The organism is Nocardioides sp. SR21, from assembly GCF_022761125.1.
In the GTDB taxonomy this organism is placed as follows: Bacteria; Actinomycetota; Actinomycetes; order Propionibacteriales; family Nocardioidaceae; genus Nocardioides.
Genome location: NZ_JAKWJR010000002.1, coordinates 509,187 through 526,204, shown reverse-complemented (window position 1 = coordinate 526,204; position 17,018 = coordinate 509,187). Strand labels below are relative to the sequence as shown.

The following is a 17,018-nucleotide window of genomic DNA, read 5'->3' as shown; positions in this document are numbered from 1 at the left end:
GGCGTGCCACGATGAGACGCATGCCTGCGACCCATCAGTCAGTCGAGAAGAAGCTGGGCGTGTGCAACCTCTGCGAGGCCATCTGCGGTCTCGAGCTCACGCTGACCGACGGCACGGTCACCGGCATCCGCGGCAATCCGGACGACCCGCTCTCGCGCGGGCACATCTGCCCGAAGGGCACCGCTCTCGCCGACATCCACGCCGACCCCGACCGGCTGCGGCGGCCGGTGCGCCGCGTCGGCGACCAGTGGCTCGAGATCACGTGGGACGAGGCGCTGGACCGGGTCGCGGACGGGCTGGCCCGGACGATCACCGACCACGGCCGCGACGCGATGGGGATCTACCTCGGCAATCCCAACGCGCACAGCCTCGGCTCGATGACGCACGGGACCGCGCTGGTGAAGTCGTTCCGCACCCGCAACAAGTTCAGCGCCACGTCGGTCGACCAGCTCCCCCACCAGCTGGTCGCGCACCTGATGTACGGCCACCAGCTGTTCCTGCCGATCCCCGACATCGACCGGACGTCGTACTTCCTGGTCATCGGCGGCAACCCGATGGCGTCGAACGGGTCGCTGATGACCGTCCCCGACTTCCCCAACCGCGTGCGCGAGCTGGAGGCCCGCGGCGGGCGGATGGTCGTGATCGACCCGCGCCGCACCGAGACCGCGAAGGCGGCGACCGAGCACCACTTCGTGCGGCCGGGCACCGACGCGCACCTGCTGCTGGCGATGCTGCACGTCCTCCACGCCGAGGGCCTCACCCGGCCACCGGGGTACGTCGAGGGTCTCGACCGGGTCGAGGCGGCGGTCGCGCCGTACACGCCGGAGCTGGCGGAGTCCGTCACCGGCATCCCCGCGGACGAGATCCGACGGATCACCCGCGACTTCGCGGCCGCGGACGGGGCGGCGGCGTACGGCCGCGTGGGGGTGTCGATGCACCCGTTCGGCACGGTGTGCCAGTGGGCCGTGCAGCTGCTGAACCTGCTGACGGGGAACCTCGACCGCGAGGGCGGGGTGCTGTTCACCAGCCCGGCCATCGACGCGGTCGGCACCGGCGTGATCGGGCGCGGCCACCACGACCGGTGGCGCAGCCGGGTGCGCGACCTGCCCGAGTTCTCCGGGGAGATCCCGGCCTCGGCGATGCGCGAGGAGATCGAGACACCTGGCGAGGGCCAGGTGCGGGCGCTGCTCACCCTGGCCGGCAACCCGGTGTCGTCGACGCCGGACGGCGCCGGGCTCGACCGGGCCCTGGCGGGGCTGGACTTCATGGCGGCGGTCGACATCTACGTCAACGAGACCACGCGGCACGCCGACGTGATCCTGCCGCCGACCACCGCGCTCGAGCGCGACCACTACGACCTGGTGTTCCACCTGCTCGCCGTGCGCAACACCGCACGGTTCACGCCCGCGGTGCTCCCGGCCGAGGACGGCGCGATGCACGACTGGCAGATCTACCGCGAGATCGTGCTGCGCACCCACCGGCGGCTCGGCGTGAAGGTCCCGCTGAAGAAGCGGCTCCGGCTCTCCACCAGCCCGACCCGGCTGATCTCGCTGCTGCTGCGCCGGAGCGGACGGACCACGATGAAGCAGCTGCGGGCGAACCCGGCCGGCGTCGACCTCGGCCCGCTGCGCGGCGGCCAGCTGCCGCGACGGCTGCCGAAGGACCGCATCGACGCCGCGCCCGAGCTGGTGCTCGCCGACCTGGACCGGCTGGCCGCGACCCCGGCTCCGGCTCCCGGTGAGCTGCTGCTGATCGGACGGCGCCACCAGCGCGACTGCAACTCCTGGATGCACAACAGCGCCCGGCTCACCAAGGGCAGGCCGCGACACCAGCTGCTGATGCACCCCGACGACCTGGCCGCGCGCGACCTGGCCGACGGGGCCCTCGTGACGGTGTCGTCGCGGGTGGGCACGGTCGACGTCGAGGTCGCCGCGACCGACGACATGATGCCGGGCGTCGTCAGCCTCCCGCACGGCTACGGACACCGCCGGGAGGGCGTCCGCCTGGGTCAGGCGATCGACCTCCCGGGGGTGTCCGTCAACGACCTCACCGACCCCGAGCTGCTCGACGTCTCGGGGAACGCCGCGCTGAACGGCGTACCGGTGCAGGTCACCGCGTCGGTCAGCGCGTCAGGGCGTACTCCGGCTCCGGCTCGCTGACGACCTCGCCGCGCGGCCGGCGCGGCGGCCAGGGCCACCACACCTTCTCGCCGAGCAGCACCATGACGGCCGGCAGCATCACCAGCCGGATCAGCGTGGCGTCGAGCAGGATCGCGGCCGAGAGGCCGACGCCCATCATCTTCATCTCCATCATGCTCAGGGTCGCGAAGATCGCGAACACCGAGACCATGACCGCCGCGGCGCTGGTGACGACGCCCGCGGTGTCCTTGACGCCCTGCTCGACGGCCAGCTTCGTGGGCAGGCCACGGCCGACGTGCTCACGCACCCGGCTCAGCACGAACACGTGGTAGTCCATCGACAGCCCGACCAGCACCACCAGCACGAACAGCGGCAGCCAGTTGATCACGAAGCCCGGCGTCGTGAAGTCCAGCGCACCACTCCCCCACCCGTGCTGGAAGACCAGCGTCATCACGCCGAACGCCGCTCCCACCGAGAGCAGGTTCAGCAGGGTGGAGATCCCGGCGAGCGCGACGCTGCGGAACGTGATCACCATGATCAGCATCGTCAGCAGCAGCACGAACCCGATCACCAGGGCGAGCCGGCCCTGCTGCTTGGCCATGTAGTCGACCTCGTCGGCAGCGCCGCCGCCGACGGCGTGCTCGCCGAGTCCGGCGAGGTTGGCCGGCACGAGCTCGTCGCGCAGCTCGTGCACGCCCTCGCTGACCCGGTCGTCGGTCTCGGGGTACGGCATGCCGAGCACGACCATCGACGTACGCCCGTCCTCGGACGTCTGCACGCCCTCGGCCGAGCCGACGAACCGACCGGTGGCGACCGCGTCGTCGCTGAGCTGCTCGAGCGCGGCGGTGACCTCGTCGGTCGACCCGGCCTCGGAGTGGACCACGACGACCGCCGACGCGCCGGCCTCGGCCGGGAACGCCTTGCTGATCTGCTGGAAGGTCTGCACCTCGGCGATCGACTGCGGCAGCGTGTCCAGGGTCCCGGAGTGCGTCTTCATGCCCAGGGCGGGGATCGCGAGACCGAGGATCACCGCGCCGGAGAGCAGCAGCGCGACCAGGGGGTGGCGCACGACGGGACGCAGCATCCGGCCGCTGATGCCGCCGCGGCCGATGCGGCGGTTGAGCCGCCACACGAGCGGGACGCGCGGCCGGTCGGTCCAGCGGCCCAGCTTGACCAGCAGCGCCGGCAGCACGGTGATCGAGCCGAGCACGGCGATCGCGACGACGAGGATCGAGCCGATCGCCAGCGAGTTGAACGTGACGTCCTGGACCAGGAACAGCCCGGCCATCGACGCGATCACCGCGCCACCGGAGACCAGGATCGAGTGCCCGGACGTCTGCGCCGCGATCTCGACGGCGTCGAGGGTGCTCTTCCCTGCGGCGCGCTCCTCGCGCTCGCGCTTGATGTAGAAGAGCGAGTAGTCGACGCCGACCGCCATGCCGATCAGCACGATCATGCTGGCGACCGACTCGTCGGCCGGGAACAGGTGCGACAACGGCGCCATCAGCCCGATCGTCGCCGCGACGCTGGTCGCGGCGAGCAGCACCGGGATGCCGGCCGCGATCAGCGCACCGAACGCCAGCAGCATCAGGATCAGCGTGACCGGCAGGCTGATCACCTCGGCCGAGCCGAGGTCGTCCGCGACCCGCTCGCTGATCGCGGCGTCGATGCTCAGGTCGCCGGCGGAGCGTACGTCGAGGTCGGGGTGGTCGGCCTGCACGGCCGCGACCGCCGACGTGACGTCCGCGGCGTTCTCGGCGTCCGGGTCCATCTCGATCGACACGAGCAGCGCGCTCTGGTCGGCGTTCCACTGCGCGTCGCCGACCGACACGACCTCGGGCACCGACTCGACCGCACTGGTGACGTCGCGAGCGACCTCCTCGGCCGCCGCGGTGTCGAGCGGCCCGTCGGCCGCGGTGATCAGCACCATCTCGGTGTCGGGACTGTCGAGGCCGGCGGCCTCCACCATCGTGTCCGCGCGGCCGGACTCGCCGACCCGGTAGTCGGCGTCGGTCGTGTCCTGGGTGGGTACGGCGATGGCGAGTCCCACCGCCACCGCGACGAACGCGACCCAGGTCAGGATCGCCCGCCAGGGGTGCAAGGCGCTCCAGCGCGCCGCTCTCATCGGTACTGCTGTCAGTGGGTTGCCCATGGCCGTCTCTTCCTCGGGGTTCCGGATCGGTCCCCTCAAGCCTCGACGCGCGCAGCCGTTCGGGCAGGGGCGCCAGGTCCCGTTCGGAAGTGGTGCTAGCACCCCTGTCCCGCAGCGGGCGGCGCGGCAGGATGGCCCGGTGAGCACCGCCCCTGAGAGTCCGAAGCCACCCGGCCCGTTCCTGCTGACCGGGTACGCCGCCGCGCAGCTGGGCATGTCGATCGCCCTGCTCGTGCTGTTCGTCCTCTGGGTGCTCGGCGGGGTCCTCGCCGTGCTCTGGGTCGGCCTGGTGCTGCTGATCGCGGTGATCCCCGCGACCCGGGCGATCGCGAACGTGCACCGGAGGATGGCGGCGCGGGTGTTCGGGAGCCCGGTGCCGGACCCGTACCGGCCGGCGCCCGGTGGCTTCTTCACCCGGCTGCGCGTCTACGCCACCGACCCCATGACCTGGCGTGACCTGGCGTGGATGCCGGTCGCGTTCGTCGCGTCGTTCACGATCAACCTGACCGTGCTCATCCTGGCGCTCGGCGTCGTCACCTGGTTCATCTGGTGGTTCGCGACGCCCTGGCTGATGCGGGCCCGGGCCGCGGTCGACCGGTGGTTCCTCGCCTACAGCCGCACCGAGAAGCTCGAGCAGCGGGTCCAGGTGCTCACCGAGACCCGCGCCGAGGCGGTCGACCACTCCGCCGCGGAGCTGCGCCGGCTCGAGCGCGACCTGCACGACGGGGCGCAGGCCCGGCTGGTCGCGCTGTCGATGAGCCTCGGCATGGCGGACGCGGCGTTCGACGAGGACCCCGACCAGGCGCGCAGGCTGATCCAGGACGCGCGCGCGACGACCACGTCGGCGATCGGCGACCTGCGGTCGGTGGTGCGCGGCATCCACCCGCCGGTGCTCGCCGACCGCGGACTCGGCGGCGCGGTCCAGGCGATCGCGCTCGACATGGCGATCCCGGTCTCGGTCGACGCCCGCCTCGACGGCCGGCCGCCCGCCCCGGTGGAGGCGTGCGTGTACTTCGCGGTCGCGGAGTGCCTGGCCAACGTCGTGAAGCACTCCGGCGCCCGGAATGCGTGGATCACGCTGAGCCACGGCGACGGCGTCCTGCAGGCCGTCGTGGGCGACGACGGCGCGGGCGGCGCCGATCCGCAGTCCGGAACCGGCATGCTGGGCGTGATGCGTCGCCTGGGGGCGTTCGACGGCACCATGGCGGTGTCGAGCCCGACCGGCGGTCCGACCCTGATCACCCTGGAGGTGCCGTGCGACTTGTCCTCGCCGAGGACCATGCCCTCCTCCGCGCCGGACTGATCCAGCTCCTCGAGGGCAACGGCTTCACGATCCTGCACGCCGTCGACAACGCACCCGAGCTGGACCGCGCGCTCCTCGACCCCGACGCCGACGCCGCGGTCCTCGACGTACGCCTGCCCCCGACGCAGACCGACGAGGGCCTGCGCGCCGCGATCGCGGTGCGCGAGGCGCGGCCCGGCTTCCCGGTGATGGTGCTGTCGCAGTACGTCGAGCAGCTGTACGCCCGCGAGCTGCTGGCCTCGGGCACCGGCGCCGTCGGCTACCTGCTCAAGGACCGCGTCTCCGACGTCGCGGAGTTCGTCGACGGCGTCCGCCGCGTCGCCGCAGGCGGCACCGTCCTCGACCCCGAGGTGGTCGCGACCGTGATGGCGCGGCGCCACGACGAGCCGCTGGACCGGTTGTCACCACGCGAGCGCGAGGTGCTCGGGCTGATGGCCGAGGGCCGATCGAACGCCGCGATCGCGGCGCACCTGCACGTCACGGAGAAGGCCGTCGCCAAGCACATCAACGGCATCTTCACGAAGCTCGACCTGCCGCTCGACGACGACGACCACCGGCGCGTGCGCGCCGTCCTCGCCTGGCTGCGGGTCTAGCAGCTGCGGTTGTTCATGGGCAGCTTGCGCTGACCGCTGGCGTCCCAGACGTAGCCGCCCTTGACCCGCTCGCCGTCGGCGTCGAACACGTGCAGCACGCAGGCCTGCCGCCCTTCGTAGGTCACGACGCTCTCGTTGTACGCCGGCACCACGTCGTTCACGTACACCCAAGCCCGGTCCTCGGCGATCCGGTAGGCGGCGCGGTCGGCGGCGCCCGGCAGCATCGCGACCGCGAAGACGTTCAGGACGACCAGCGCCAGCCGGGCCAGCACCGAGGCGCGCAGGAGCCGGGCGACACCCCAGGCACGACGTCCCAGCTGCACGCTGACCACGACGCAGACCCCGAGGGCGATCAGCCAGGAGCCGTCCGCGAACCCGACGGTGGCGCCCGTGACGTCCTGCGCGACCATCCAGGCCACCCAGGCCCGGACCACCCACCACACCGGCTGAAGCACCGTGATGAACCCGCGGACGTCGCCTGGGAACGCGTCGAGCAACCGGTCCCAGTGCACGTGCGCGGCGTCCATCGCGTCCATCGCCGCGCGCGACAGGCCCCACTCCCGGCGCGGCCGTCCGGCGCGCTGGCCGAGACCGGCGGCGGCGCGCAGCTCCGCGGCGTACTCCTCAGGGCTGGACAGCGCCTCGCTCCCGCGTTCCTCGACGAGCTCGGCCAGGTCGGCCGCCAACCCCTCGGTCAGCTCCTCGACCACTTCCGCTGGCAGGTCGGCGAGCTGGGCCCGCACGTCCCCGACGTAGCGGACCAGGTCGACCTCGCTCAGGTGCAGGGTGTCGTTCATCGCGTGCTCCCCGTGGTGGTGTGGAGGAGGCGGCCGACCGCCTCCGAGAAGTGGGCCCAGTCGTCGACCTGGCGCTTGAGCTCCGCACGCCCGACCGGGGTGATGCCGTAGTACTTGCGGTGCGGCCCGGACTCCGACGCCACGACGTACGACGTCAGAGCGCCGGCCGCGTAGAGCCGGCGCAGGGTGCCGTAGACCGAGGCGTCGCCGACGTCCTCGAGGCCGGCGACGCGCAGCCGCCGGACCACGTCGTAGCCGTAGCCGTCCTCGTCGTCGACCACCGCCAGCACGGCGAGGTCGAGCACGCCCTTCAGGAGCTGGGTGCTGTCCATGCCGCGACACTACTACGCAGTGCGCGGTAGTGCGTGGACCGAAGCAGCCCGCGTGGCGTGCCGTCCGAACCACCCAGATGGACCACGGCAGCAGGCCGCTTGTCGGTGCTACGTTCACAGAGTCGGACGTCTCATGGGGCCGAGGACGCCGGCACCAGCACGCTCGGGAGCCCAGATGACCACGCACACCATCCAGCCGGACCGCCTCGACGCACTGCTCCAGAAGGTCAGCGAGATCGTCCAGGAGGGTCACTTCGAGACCGCCGAGCGCGAGGGGGTGCTGCTCGACGTGACCGTCGGTCAGGTGCGCTGCCTGCTGGTGCACCAGGAGCCGGCGCAGCGCGTCACGCTGTCGCCGCGCGAGCGGCAGATCGCCCTGATGGTCGCGCACGGGCGCACCAACCAGGCGATCGCGACGTCACTGGGGATCAGCGTCTGGACCGTGTCGACGCACCTGCGGCGGATCTTCGTGAAGCTCGCGGTGTCCAGCCGCGCGGAGATGGTCGCGCGACTGCTCGCGGACCATGACTACTCGCCCCTGGTCATTCCGGACTAGGCGAGGACGGCCCGCACCGCGTCCCGCGCGGACAGCGGGTCGGCCGCGGCGAGCGCGGCCTCGGCGGCGTCCTCGCAGTCGTCGACCGTCGCGCGGGCGAGCTGTGCGCCGACCGGTCGTACGGCGGCCGCGGCCATGGACAACGAGGTGATCCCCATGCCGACGAGCACGCACGCGAGCAGCGGGTCCGCGGCGGCCTCGCCGCAGACGCCGACCGGCTTGCCGGCCCGGCGGCCCGCCTCGGCGGTGATCGCGATCAGCTGGAGCACGGCGGGCTGCCACGGGTCGGTGAGGTGCGCGAGGTCGGTGGCCATGCGGTCGGCCGCCATCGTGTACTGGGTCAGGTCGTTGGTGCCGATCGAGAGGAAGTCGACGACCTCGAGCATCCGGTGCGCGAGCAGGGCCGCACTGGGCACCTCGACCATCACGCCGGCCTTCAGCCCGCGGGCGCGGACCTTCTCGGCGAACTCGGCGGCCTCCGCGACGGTCGCCACCATCGGCGCCATCACCCAGGCCTCGGTGCCGGTCGACGCGGCCGCGCGCTGGACCGCGTCGAGCTGGCGGTCGAGGAGACCGGGGTTCTCGAACGACAGCCGCAGCCCGCGAACGCCGAGGGCGGGGTTCTCCTCGCCCTCGAGGGTCGCGTAGGCGACCGGCTTGTCCGAGCCGGCGTCGAGGGTGCGGATCACGACGTACCGGTCGTCGCCGCCGAACGCGTCCAGCACCTCGGCGTAGATCTCGGCCTGCTCCTCGACGGACGGCTCGTCCTTGCGGTTGAGGAAGCTGAGCTCGGTGCGGAACAGGCCGACGCCCTGCACCGGCGCGCCCGCGGCGGACCGGGCGGACTCACCGTCGGCGACGTTCGCGAGGATCTTGACCGACTCGCCGTCCGCCGTACGCCCCGGTCCGCTCCACGACGCGAGCGCGGCGCGGGTGGCGACGTCCGCGCCGACCCGTGCCTGCGCGGCCTCCGCGTCGGGCTCGGTCTCGACGGTGCCCGCGGCGCCGTCGACGAGGAGCGGGGTGTCGGCCGCGATCGTCATCGCGCCGGCGACGCCGACCACGCACGGGATGGCGAGCTGTCGGGCGATGATCGCGGTGTGGCTGGTCGGGCCGCCCTTCTCGGTGACCAGCGCGACGACCAGGGCCGGGTCGAGACCGGCGGTGTCGGCAGGAGCGAGGTCCTCGGCGACGAGGACGCACGGCACGGGCGGGACGCCCACGCCGGGCTCCGGCTCGCCGACCAGGTGCGCGGTGATGCGCCGCTCGATGTCGCGCAGGTCCGTCACCCGCTCGGCCATCAGGCCGCCCATGCCGGTGAACACGGTGACGAACTGCTCGACGCCCGCGTGCACCGCGGCGAGCAGGCCCTCCCCCGCGCGCAGGTGCTTGCGGACCGCACCCCGCAGGCCCTTGTCGCGAGCCAGGCCGGCGCTCGCCGTCAACACGTTGGCGGCGTCACCCGAGGCGGCCGCGGCCTTGCGCACGAACCCGTCCGACACCGCCTGGGCGGCGCCGTCGTACGCCGCGAGCGCCGCGTCGGCGTCGGCGTACGCCAACTCGTCGAAGCGCGCGACCGCCTCCGGCGAGACCTCGGCCCGCACGACCAGTGCGGGAGCGAAGGCCACGCCGGGAACCACGGGCGTGCCCCGGAGACCGGGTGCTGAGCTGGTGACCATGACCACAGTCAACACCTCCCAGGGGTTGACAGTCAACACATTCGGGCGTAAAACAACATATACACAGATTCATCCACCGAGCCGCAGGAGCAAGCGATCACCATGTACGCCGAAGAGCGCCAGCAGGCCATCGCGCAGCTCGTGGTCGAGCGCGGCCGGGTGTCGGTGAACGAGATCTCCGAGCAGTTCGACGTCACCACCGAGACCGTGCGTCGCGACCTCTCCGCGCTGGAGCGGATCGGCCTGGTCCGCCGGGTGCACGGTGGCGCGGTGCCGGCGTCCGCGCTGGCGGTGATCGAGGCCGGGCTCGGCGAGCGCGACCAGGCGAACACCGACGCGAAGGACCGGATCGCCGAGGCGGCGCTCGACCTGCTCCCACCCGCGGACGGGACCGTGCTGCTCGACGCCGGCTCGACGACCGGCCGGCTCGCCCGCCAGCTCCCCCGCGACCTCCGGCTCACCGTCGTCACGCACGCGGTCCCGGTCGCGGCCCGGCTCGCCGGCGGACCGAACGTCGACCTGCACCTGCTGCCGGGCCGGGTCCGGCCCACCACCCAGGCCGCGGTCGGCGCGGACACCGTGATCGCGCTCGAGCGGATCCGCGTCGACGTCGCGTTCCTCGGCACCAACGGGCTGAGCATCGGGCACGGGCTGTCCACCCCCGACCGCGACGAGGCCTCGACCAAGCGCGCCATGGTCGCCGCGGCGCGCCGCGTGGTGTGCCTGGCCGACTCCAGCAAGGTCGGCAGCGAGTCGCCGATCAGGTTCGCCGAGCTCGCCGAGGTCGACGTCCTGATCACCGACGACGGGATCGCCGCCGCCGACCGGCGCGACCTCGAGCGCGCCGGCGTCCAGGTCGTGGTCGCATGATCCTCACCCTGACCCCGAACCCCAGCCACGACCGCACCGTCGCGCTCGGCGGGGTGCTCGAGCGCGGCGCCGTGATGCGCGTCGAGTCGGTGACCTCGCAGGCCGGCGGCAAGGGCGTGAACATCTCCCGCGCCTCGGTCTCCGCGGGCATCCCCTCGATCGCCGTCCTGCCCGCTGACCCCGACGACCCGTTCGTGCACGAGCTGCTGAGCGCCGGCATCGACTGCCGACCGGTCCCGACGTCCGGCACGCTGCGGGTCAACCTCACGATCAGCGAGCCCGACGGCACCACCACCAAGCTCAACAGCCCCGGCCCCACGGTCGACGGCGACGTGCTCACCGCGCTGACCGAGTCGCTGCGCCGCCGCGCCGGCGACGCCGACTGGGTGGTGCTGGCCGGCTCGCTGCCGCCCGGCGCGCCGGTCGGGTGGTACGCCGAGCTGGTCTCCGCCCTGCGCGGCACCGGCGGCCGGATCGCGGTCGACACCAGCGACGCCCCGCTGAAGGCCCTCGTCGACGGCCTCGACGTGGGAGCGCCACACCTGATGAAGCCGAACGGCGAGGAGCTCGCCTCCCTGACCGGCAGCCGGGCCGCCGGCGACGCGCTCGAGGCCGACCCGGTCGCCGCCGCCCACGCCGCCCGAACCCTCGTCGCCCGCGGCGTCGAGACGGTGCTCGCCACGCTCGGCCCGCACGGCGCCGTACTCGTCAACGCCGACGGCGCCTGGCACGCCACACCGCCGCCCACCACCGTGGTCAGCACGGTCGGCGCCGGTGACTCCAGCCTCTTCGGCTACCTCCTCGGCGACCTCCGCCGCCAGGACCCCGCCCACCGACTCGCCCTTGCTGTCGCCTACGGCAGCGCCGCCGCCGGGCTCCCCGGAACGACCATCCCACAACCCCACCAGGTCCGCCCCGAGCTCGTCTCGGTGCGCGCCCTCGACCTCACCCCGGGAGGGTGACATGACTGATCTCATCAACGCAGGGCTGGTGCGTCTCGACGCCGAGCTCGGGTCCGACAAGCACGAGGTCATCCGTGCCCTCGCGCGGATCGTCGGCGACGCCGGTCGCGCCACGGACGTCGACCAGCTCATCGAGGACGCGTTCGCCCGTGAGGCGACCTCGGCGACCGGGCTTCCAGGCGGCATCGCGATCCCGCACTGCCGCACCGAGGGCGTGAGCGAGCCGGTGCTGGCGTTCGCCCGGCTCGAGCCGACGGTCGACTTCGGCGCGAAGGACGGCCCGGCCGACATCGTGTTCCTGATCTGCGCCCCGGCCGGTGGCGGCAACACCCATCTCCAGCTGCTGACCAAGCTGGCGCGGGCACTGGTGAAGCCGGCCTTCACCGACTCGCTGCGCGACGCCGAGACCCCCGAGGAGGTGGCCGAGCTGGTCACCGACGTGGTCGGCGCCGCACCCGCCGCTGCTCCAGCACCGTCGGCTCCCGTTCCCGCCGCCCCCGCGCCGAAGGAGCACCGGAGCCTGGTCGCGGTCACCGCCTGCCCGACCGGCATCGCGCACACCTACATGGCCGCCGAGGCCCTGGAGGCCGCGGCCGAGCGAGCCGGCGTCACGATCAGCGTGGAGACCCAGGGCTCGGCCGGCTCCAAGCCACTCGCTCCCTCCGTCATCGCCGAGGCCGCTGCGGTGATCTTCGCCGTCGACGTCGGCGTCCGTGACCGCTCCCGGTTCGCCGGCAAGCCGGTCGTGAGCTCGGGCGTGAAGCGACCGATGGACGAGGCCGACACGATGATCGCGGAGGCGCTGCGGTACGCCGACGACCCGAACGCCCCGCGCGTCGAGGGCACCGCCGGCGGCGGCGCCGAGACCACGGGCAGCGGCGCCGGCGAGAGCTGGGGCGGCCGCACCCGCCGGATCCTGATGACCGGCGTGTCGTACATGATCCCGTTCGTCGCCGCGGGCGGCCTGCTGATCGCGCTCAGCTTCCTGTTCGGTGGGTACGAGATCGTCGGCCCGGCCGGCGACATCGTCACGAACAACTCCCTGTGGAACCTGCCGAGCACCGCCGACCTCCCCCACGCCCTGTTCGGCAGCGGGATCACGGCCTACATCGGCGCCGTGTTCTTCGTGCTCGGCGCCACGGCGTTCAAGTTCCTCGTCCCGGCGCTGGCCGGCTACATCGCGTACGCGATCGCCGACCGGCCCGGCATCGCCCCCGGTTTCGTGATGGGTGCGATCGCCGTCGACCTCGGTGGCTTCGGGCTGCCGCAGAGCGGCTTCATCGGCGGCATCATCGGCGGTGTCCTCGCCGGTGTCGTCGCCCTGTGGGTCTCCCGCTGGAAGGTCGCCTCGTGGGCCCGCGGCCTGATGCCGGTGCTGCTGATCCCGCTGGTGACCACCCTGATCGCCGGCTGGGTGATGGTGGCCGTCCTGGCCCGCCCGCTCGGCTGGGTGATGGACGAGCTCACCGACGCCCTCAACAGCCTGAGCGGCGGGTCCGCGATCATCCTCGGCGTGCTCCTCGGCCTGATGATGGCCTTCGACATGGGCGGCCCGCTGAACAAGGTCGCCTACGCGTTCGCCACCACCGGGCTGGCCGCCGCGGGCACCGCGACCAACTCCCCCGAGCTGCAGATCATGGCCGCGGTGATGCTGGCCGGCATGGTCCCGCCGATCGCCCTGGCCCTGGCCACGGTGCTGCGGCCGAAGCTCTTCAACATCCCCGAGCGCGAGAACGGCAAGGCGGGCTGGCTGCTCGGCGCGTCGTTCATCACCGAGGGCGCCATCCCGTTCGCCGCGGCCGACCCGCTGCGGGTGATCCCGGCGATCATGCTCGGCTCGGCGGTCACCGGCGGGCTGTCGATGGCGATGGAGGTCGCGGTCCGGGCCCCGCACGGCGGCATCTTCGTGCTCTTCGCCGTGGACAACATCCTCGGCTACTTCATCGCCCTCGTCGCCGGCGTCGTCGTCGGTGCGATCGCGGTGATCGTCCTGAAGTCGATCGGCCGCGCCGACGCCGAGGCCGCCGCCGAGCGCGACCTCGTCACCGTCTGACCACCCACCACCCCTACCTGAGGAGACCTCGATGCCCAGCAAGACCGTCGCCGTCGGCTCGTCCGTCGGCCTGCACGCCCGGCCCGCCCAGATCATCAGCGAGGCCGTCGAGGAGCTCGACGTCGAGGTGCTGATCGGCATCCCCGGCGACGAGCCGGTCGACGCCAGCTCGTCGCTGCTGATCATGACCCTCGGCGCCGGCCCCGGCGACCAGGTCGAGGTCAGCAGCGACGACCAGGCGGCGCTCGACGCGATCGTGGCCCTGGTCGAGAAAGACCTCGATGCCTAGGCGCGAGCCCGCAAGGCGAGGTAGACCGCACGCATGCCCACGGCCCGCTCGAGCTCACGCGTCACGCTGCCGAAGAACTGCGCGCGGTACGCCTCGTCGGTCACGGTCGACACTGTCAGGTAGAGGCCGGAGAACGCCGCGAGGAAGGCCGAGACCTGCACCAAGGTCCGGCTGAAGGGTGACTGGATGTCCCAGGCCGTCTGCACCGGTCCGCTGATGATCAGCGAGCCGAACAGCAGCAGGAACGCGAAGACCATCAAGGACAGCAGCAGCACCTGGACGAACTGCACGATCATCAGCACCAGGATCAGGTTCCAGCGCTCGTAGCCGGTCACCTCGGCGTACGACGCCGGGTCGGCTTCTGGGTCGTCCACGAGCTCGCGGGCGGTCTCTGCGAGCGGCGTCTTGGCGGTGGTGCGCAGCAGGAACGCGTCGTCGACGTCGTCGTCGGCGCGGTCCACCTCCTCGGGCAGGCGCACGAGCAGGAAGCCGAGGGCCAGGCTCGCGAACAGCACGATCACCAGCCAGAGCGCGCCGAGGGTGAGGTTGCCGCCCACCTGCCACATCTCGGTGTTGATGAACAGGAAGGTGATCGCGAGCAGCAGCAGCGGCAGCGCGCGGGTCGTCATCGGCAGCAGGAACCGCAGGCTGCCGAGCGTGCGGTGCAGCGCCCAGCCGACGATCTGCCGGGCGTGCAGAGCGGTCAGGGCGTACCACAGCAGCGCCAGCCCGCCGATGGTCACGAGCAGCGCCGGGGCGGCGCTGAACTCGTCGGTCAGCAGTGCGATCCCGACGCCGACCCCGGCAGCGACCAGCGCGACCACCAGGATCAGCGGCACGGTCCGCTTCAGCCGCAGCGCGTTGCGCACGTCGGCCCGCTTCTCCGGCACGAAGTAGGAGAGCCCGTGCTCCAGGAACCACGCGTCGGTGGCCGCCAGGGTCTCCTCGCGGGTCACGTCAGGAGCTCGCGGGCCCGGACGACGTCCGCGTTCATCTGCTCGACGAGGGCCTCCACGGACTCGAACGCGACCATCCCGCGCAGCCGCTCGACGAAGCTGACCTCCACCTCGACGCCGTACAGCTCGAGGTCGGTGCGGTCGAGCACGTAGCTCTCCACGCGGCGGTAGCGGTCGCCGTCGAACGTCGGGTTGGTGCCGACGCTGATCGCGGCGGGGAACGTCTCGTCGGTGTCGACCCGGCGCAGCCAACCGGCGTAGACGCCGTCCGGCGGCGCGGCGGTGAGCACGTCGGTGGGCACGTTCGCGGTCGGGAAGCCGAGCTCGCGGCCGCGCTGGTCGCCCTTCACGACCACGCCGCGCACGGAGTACGGCCGGCCGAGCGCCTCGGAGGCGCCCGCGACGTCACCGGCGGCCAGGCTCATCCGGACGTACGTCGAGGACCACACCTGGGGGCCGCCGTCGAGCGGGATGCCCTCGGCGGAGAAGCCGTGCCGGGCGCCCAGCTCGCGCAGCGTGGCGACGTCGCCGGCCGCGCGGTTGCCGAAGCGGAAGTTCGCGCCCACGACCACCGCGCTCGCCTTGAGGCCGGTCACCAGCACCCACTCGACGAACTGCTCCGGAGTCCAGGCCGCGACCTCGCGGTCGAACGGCACCGCGAGCATCGCGTCGGCGCCGGCGTCCGCGAGGAGCTCGGCGCGGACCTCGAGCGAGGTGAGCGTCGTCGGGGCGTGCTCGGGCCGCAGCACCGCCATCGGGTGCGGGTCGAAGGTGACCGCGACGACGGTCAGGTCGTGCTCCGCGGCGATCTCACGCGCCCGGGCCACGACGTGCCGGTGACCCAGGTGCACGCCGTCGAAGTTGCCGATGACGACGGCGGTCGGGCCGAGGTCGGCCGGGACCTCGTCGAGGGATCGCCAGATGTGCACGCGCGAACACTACCGAGAGAGGTCAGCCGGTGAAGACAGCGACCGCCCGCGCAAGACCGTCGCGGGGCTCGTAGAGGGCCAGGAACTCCCCGTCGGGGGCGAAGACGGCGGTCAGCCCGGGGAGGTCCAGGTCGAGCGCGCGGCCGTACCGGACGTCGGTCGCACCGGCCTCGTCGAGGTCGTACGACGCGAACGCGGCGCGCGCGGCGGTCGCGATCGGGAGCAGCGCGAACTCCTCGCCGAGCGCCTCCAGCGTGCGCGCCACGGACAGGTCGTAGGGCCCGACCGCGGTACGCCGCAGCGCGGTCAGGTGGCCGCCGACGCCCAGCTTCGCGCCGAGGTCGCGCGCGATCGCGCGGATGTAGGTGCCGCTCGTGCAGCGCACCGACACGTCGACCTCGGCCGGGCCCGTCGAGACCCGCACGTCGGAGACCGTCAGCTCGTGGACGGTGACCGGCCGGGCCTTGAGCTCGACCTCCTCGCCGTCCCGGACGCGCTGGTAGGCGCGCTTGCCGTCGACCTTGATCGCCGACACCGCGGTCGGCACCTGCATCAGGTCACCGACGAACTCCGCGGCCGCCGACCGGATCGTCGCCTCGTCGAGCTGGTCGGTGGAGCTCGTCGAGACCACCTCGCCCTCGGCGTCGTCGGTCGTCGTCGCGACACCGAGCCGGATCGTGGCGTCGTACCCCTTGTCGGTCAGCATCAGGTGACCGAGCAGGCGGGTCGCCCGGTTGACGCCGAGCACCAGCACGCCGGTCGCCATCGGGTCCAGCGTGCCGGCGTGGCCGACCTTGCGGGTGCCGGCCAGCCGGCGCACCCGGGACACCACGTCGTGCGAGGTCATCCCTCCGGGCTTGTCGACGATGACGAGCCCGTCGGTCACTCGTCCTCGTCCTCGAGGTCGTCCCCGACCTCGCGCGGCTTCTTGTAGGGGTCCTCGTCACCGGCGTAGGTCGTACCCCGCCGGGCCGCGACCTCGTCGTCGAGCTCCTTCGCGCGGGCCAGCACCTCGTCGAGGTGCCGGGCGCTCTCGGGCAGCGCGTCGGCGATGAACGTCAGCGTCGGCGCGGTGCGCATGCCGAGCTGCTTGGCCACCTCCGAGCGGAGCAGCCCCTTCGCCGACTCCAGCGCCGCCGCGGTGCTGGCGAGCGCCGCCTCGTCGTCGCCGGTGGCGTCGAGGACGGTGTAGAAGATCGTCGCCTGCTGGGAGTCACCGGTCAGGCGCACGTCGGTGACGGTCACGAAGCCGAGGCGCGGATCCTTGATCCGGCGCTCGAGCATCTCCGCGACGATCACCTGGATGCGGTCCGCGATCTTGCGGACTCGTGGGCTGCTCATGGTTCCTTCTTACTCCACTACGCAACGTCGGCGCAGTCCCGAGCGGGACTGCGCCGACGTGTGCTGGT

General features: G+C 72.7%; 16 protein-coding genes. 8 read left to right on the top strand and 8 right to left on the bottom strand.

The window, feature by feature from the left end; translation table 11 throughout:
• Positions 1-20 precede the first annotated feature (20 nt).
• Entirely contained in the window at positions 21-2,159 is a 2,139-nt protein-coding gene (locus MJ604_RS05835; protein ID WP_243057351.1) for a molybdopterin-dependent oxidoreductase, read from the top strand.
• Here MJ604_RS05835 and MJ604_RS05830 read toward each other — a convergent pair.
• Positions 2,122-4,263, bottom strand: coding sequence for an MMPL family transporter (locus MJ604_RS05830; protein WP_243057350.1), 2,142 nt, complete (start codon positions 4,261-4,263; stop codon positions 2,122-2,124). The genes MJ604_RS05835 and MJ604_RS05830 overlap by 38 nt on opposite strands.
• Positions 4,264-4,429: 166 nt before the next feature.
• Between MJ604_RS05830 and MJ604_RS05825 the strand changes: the two genes are divergently transcribed.
• Together MJ604_RS05825 and MJ604_RS05820 are read left to right on the top strand one after the other, a co-directional pair.
• Complete coding sequence (locus MJ604_RS05825; protein WP_243057349.1) at positions 4,430-5,593, top strand: sensor histidine kinase; 1,164 nt, start codon at positions 4,430-4,432, stop codon at positions 5,591-5,593.
• On the top strand, positions 5,545-6,186 hold the full coding sequence (locus tag MJ604_RS05820) for a response regulator transcription factor (RefSeq protein WP_243057348.1): 642 nt from the start codon (positions 5,545-5,547) through the stop codon (positions 6,184-6,186). Before MJ604_RS05825 ends, MJ604_RS05820 begins: the two co-directional genes overlap by 49 nt.
• On the opposite strand, the gene MJ604_RS05815 is transcribed toward MJ604_RS05820, so the two are convergent.
• Together MJ604_RS05815 and MJ604_RS05810 are read right to left on the bottom strand one after the other, a co-directional pair.
• A complete protein-coding gene (locus MJ604_RS05815) occupies positions 6,183-6,983 on the bottom strand; it encodes a hypothetical protein (RefSeq protein WP_243057347.1) in 801 nt (266 codons plus the stop codon). The genes MJ604_RS05820 and MJ604_RS05815 overlap by 4 nt on opposite strands.
• Complete coding sequence (locus MJ604_RS05810; RefSeq protein ID WP_243057346.1) at positions 6,980-7,315, bottom strand: PadR family transcriptional regulator; 336 nt, start codon at positions 7,313-7,315, stop codon at positions 6,980-6,982. Before MJ604_RS05810 ends, MJ604_RS05815 begins: the two co-directional genes overlap by 4 nt.
• Positions 7,316-7,490: 175 nt before the next feature.
• On the opposite strand from MJ604_RS05810, the gene MJ604_RS05805 reads away from it, so the two are divergent.
• Positions 7,491-7,871, top strand: a complete 381-nt coding sequence (locus MJ604_RS05805) for a helix-turn-helix transcriptional regulator (protein ID WP_243057345.1) — start codon at positions 7,491-7,493, stop codon at positions 7,869-7,871.
• Here the strand turns inward: MJ604_RS05805 and ptsP are convergent.
• On the bottom strand, positions 7,868-9,550 hold the full coding sequence (gene ptsP / locus MJ604_RS05800) for a phosphoenolpyruvate--protein phosphotransferase (RefSeq protein WP_279235392.1): 1,683 nt from the start codon (positions 9,548-9,550) through the stop codon (positions 7,868-7,870). The two genes, MJ604_RS05805 and ptsP, sit on opposite strands and share 4 nt — an antisense overlap.
• Before the next feature lie 102 nt (positions 9,551-9,652).
• On the opposite strand from ptsP, the gene MJ604_RS05795 reads away from it, so the two are divergent.
• Genes MJ604_RS05795 through MJ604_RS05780 form a run of 4 tightly spaced genes read left to right on the top strand, consistent with a single transcriptional unit; the run spans position 9,653 to position 13,724 of the window.
• Positions 9,653-10,420, top strand: coding sequence for a DeoR/GlpR family DNA-binding transcription regulator (locus tag MJ604_RS05795; RefSeq protein ID WP_243057343.1), 768 nt, complete (start codon positions 9,653-9,655; stop codon positions 10,418-10,420).
• On the top strand, positions 10,417-11,382 hold the full coding sequence (locus MJ604_RS05790; RefSeq protein ID WP_243057342.1) for a 1-phosphofructokinase family hexose kinase: 966 nt from the start codon (positions 10,417-10,419) through the stop codon (positions 11,380-11,382). The genes MJ604_RS05795 and MJ604_RS05790 overlap by 4 nt, the downstream gene beginning before the upstream one ends.
• A 1-nt stretch (position 11,383) precedes the next feature.
• On the top strand, positions 11,384-13,435 hold the full coding sequence (locus MJ604_RS05785; protein WP_243057341.1) for a fructose-specific PTS transporter subunit EIIC: 2,052 nt from the start codon (positions 11,384-11,386) through the stop codon (positions 13,433-13,435).
• A gap of 31 nt (positions 13,436-13,466) precedes the next feature.
• Positions 13,467-13,724 carry an HPr family phosphocarrier protein gene (locus tag MJ604_RS05780; protein WP_243057340.1) on the top strand — a complete coding sequence of 86 codons (258 nt, stop codon included), beginning with the start codon at positions 13,467-13,469 and terminating at the stop codon, positions 13,722-13,724.
• Here the strand turns inward: MJ604_RS05780 and MJ604_RS05775 are convergent.
• From MJ604_RS05775 to rbfA, 4 genes are read right to left on the bottom strand one after another with little or no spacing between them, the layout of a single operon-like run.
• Complete coding sequence (locus MJ604_RS05775; RefSeq protein WP_243057339.1) at positions 13,721-14,680, bottom strand: hypothetical protein; 960 nt, start codon at positions 14,678-14,680, stop codon at positions 13,721-13,723. The two genes, MJ604_RS05780 and MJ604_RS05775, sit on opposite strands and share 4 nt — an antisense overlap.
• A complete protein-coding gene (locus MJ604_RS05770) occupies positions 14,677-15,609 on the bottom strand; it encodes a bifunctional riboflavin kinase/FAD synthetase (RefSeq protein WP_243057338.1) in 933 nt (310 codons plus the stop codon). The genes MJ604_RS05775 and MJ604_RS05770 overlap by 4 nt, the downstream gene beginning before the upstream one ends.
• 22 nt (positions 15,610-15,631) lie before the next feature.
• Positions 15,632-16,495 carry a tRNA pseudouridine(55) synthase TruB gene (truB, locus tag MJ604_RS05765; protein ID WP_308194112.1) on the bottom strand — a complete coding sequence of 288 codons (864 nt, stop codon included), beginning with the start codon at positions 16,493-16,495 and terminating at the stop codon, positions 15,632-15,634.
• Positions 16,492-16,950, bottom strand: a complete 459-nt coding sequence (gene rbfA / locus MJ604_RS05760; RefSeq protein ID WP_243057337.1) for a 30S ribosome-binding factor RbfA — start codon at positions 16,948-16,950, stop codon at positions 16,492-16,494. Before rbfA ends, truB begins: the two co-directional genes overlap by 4 nt.
• Between the last annotated feature and the right edge of the window lie 68 nt (positions 16,951-17,018).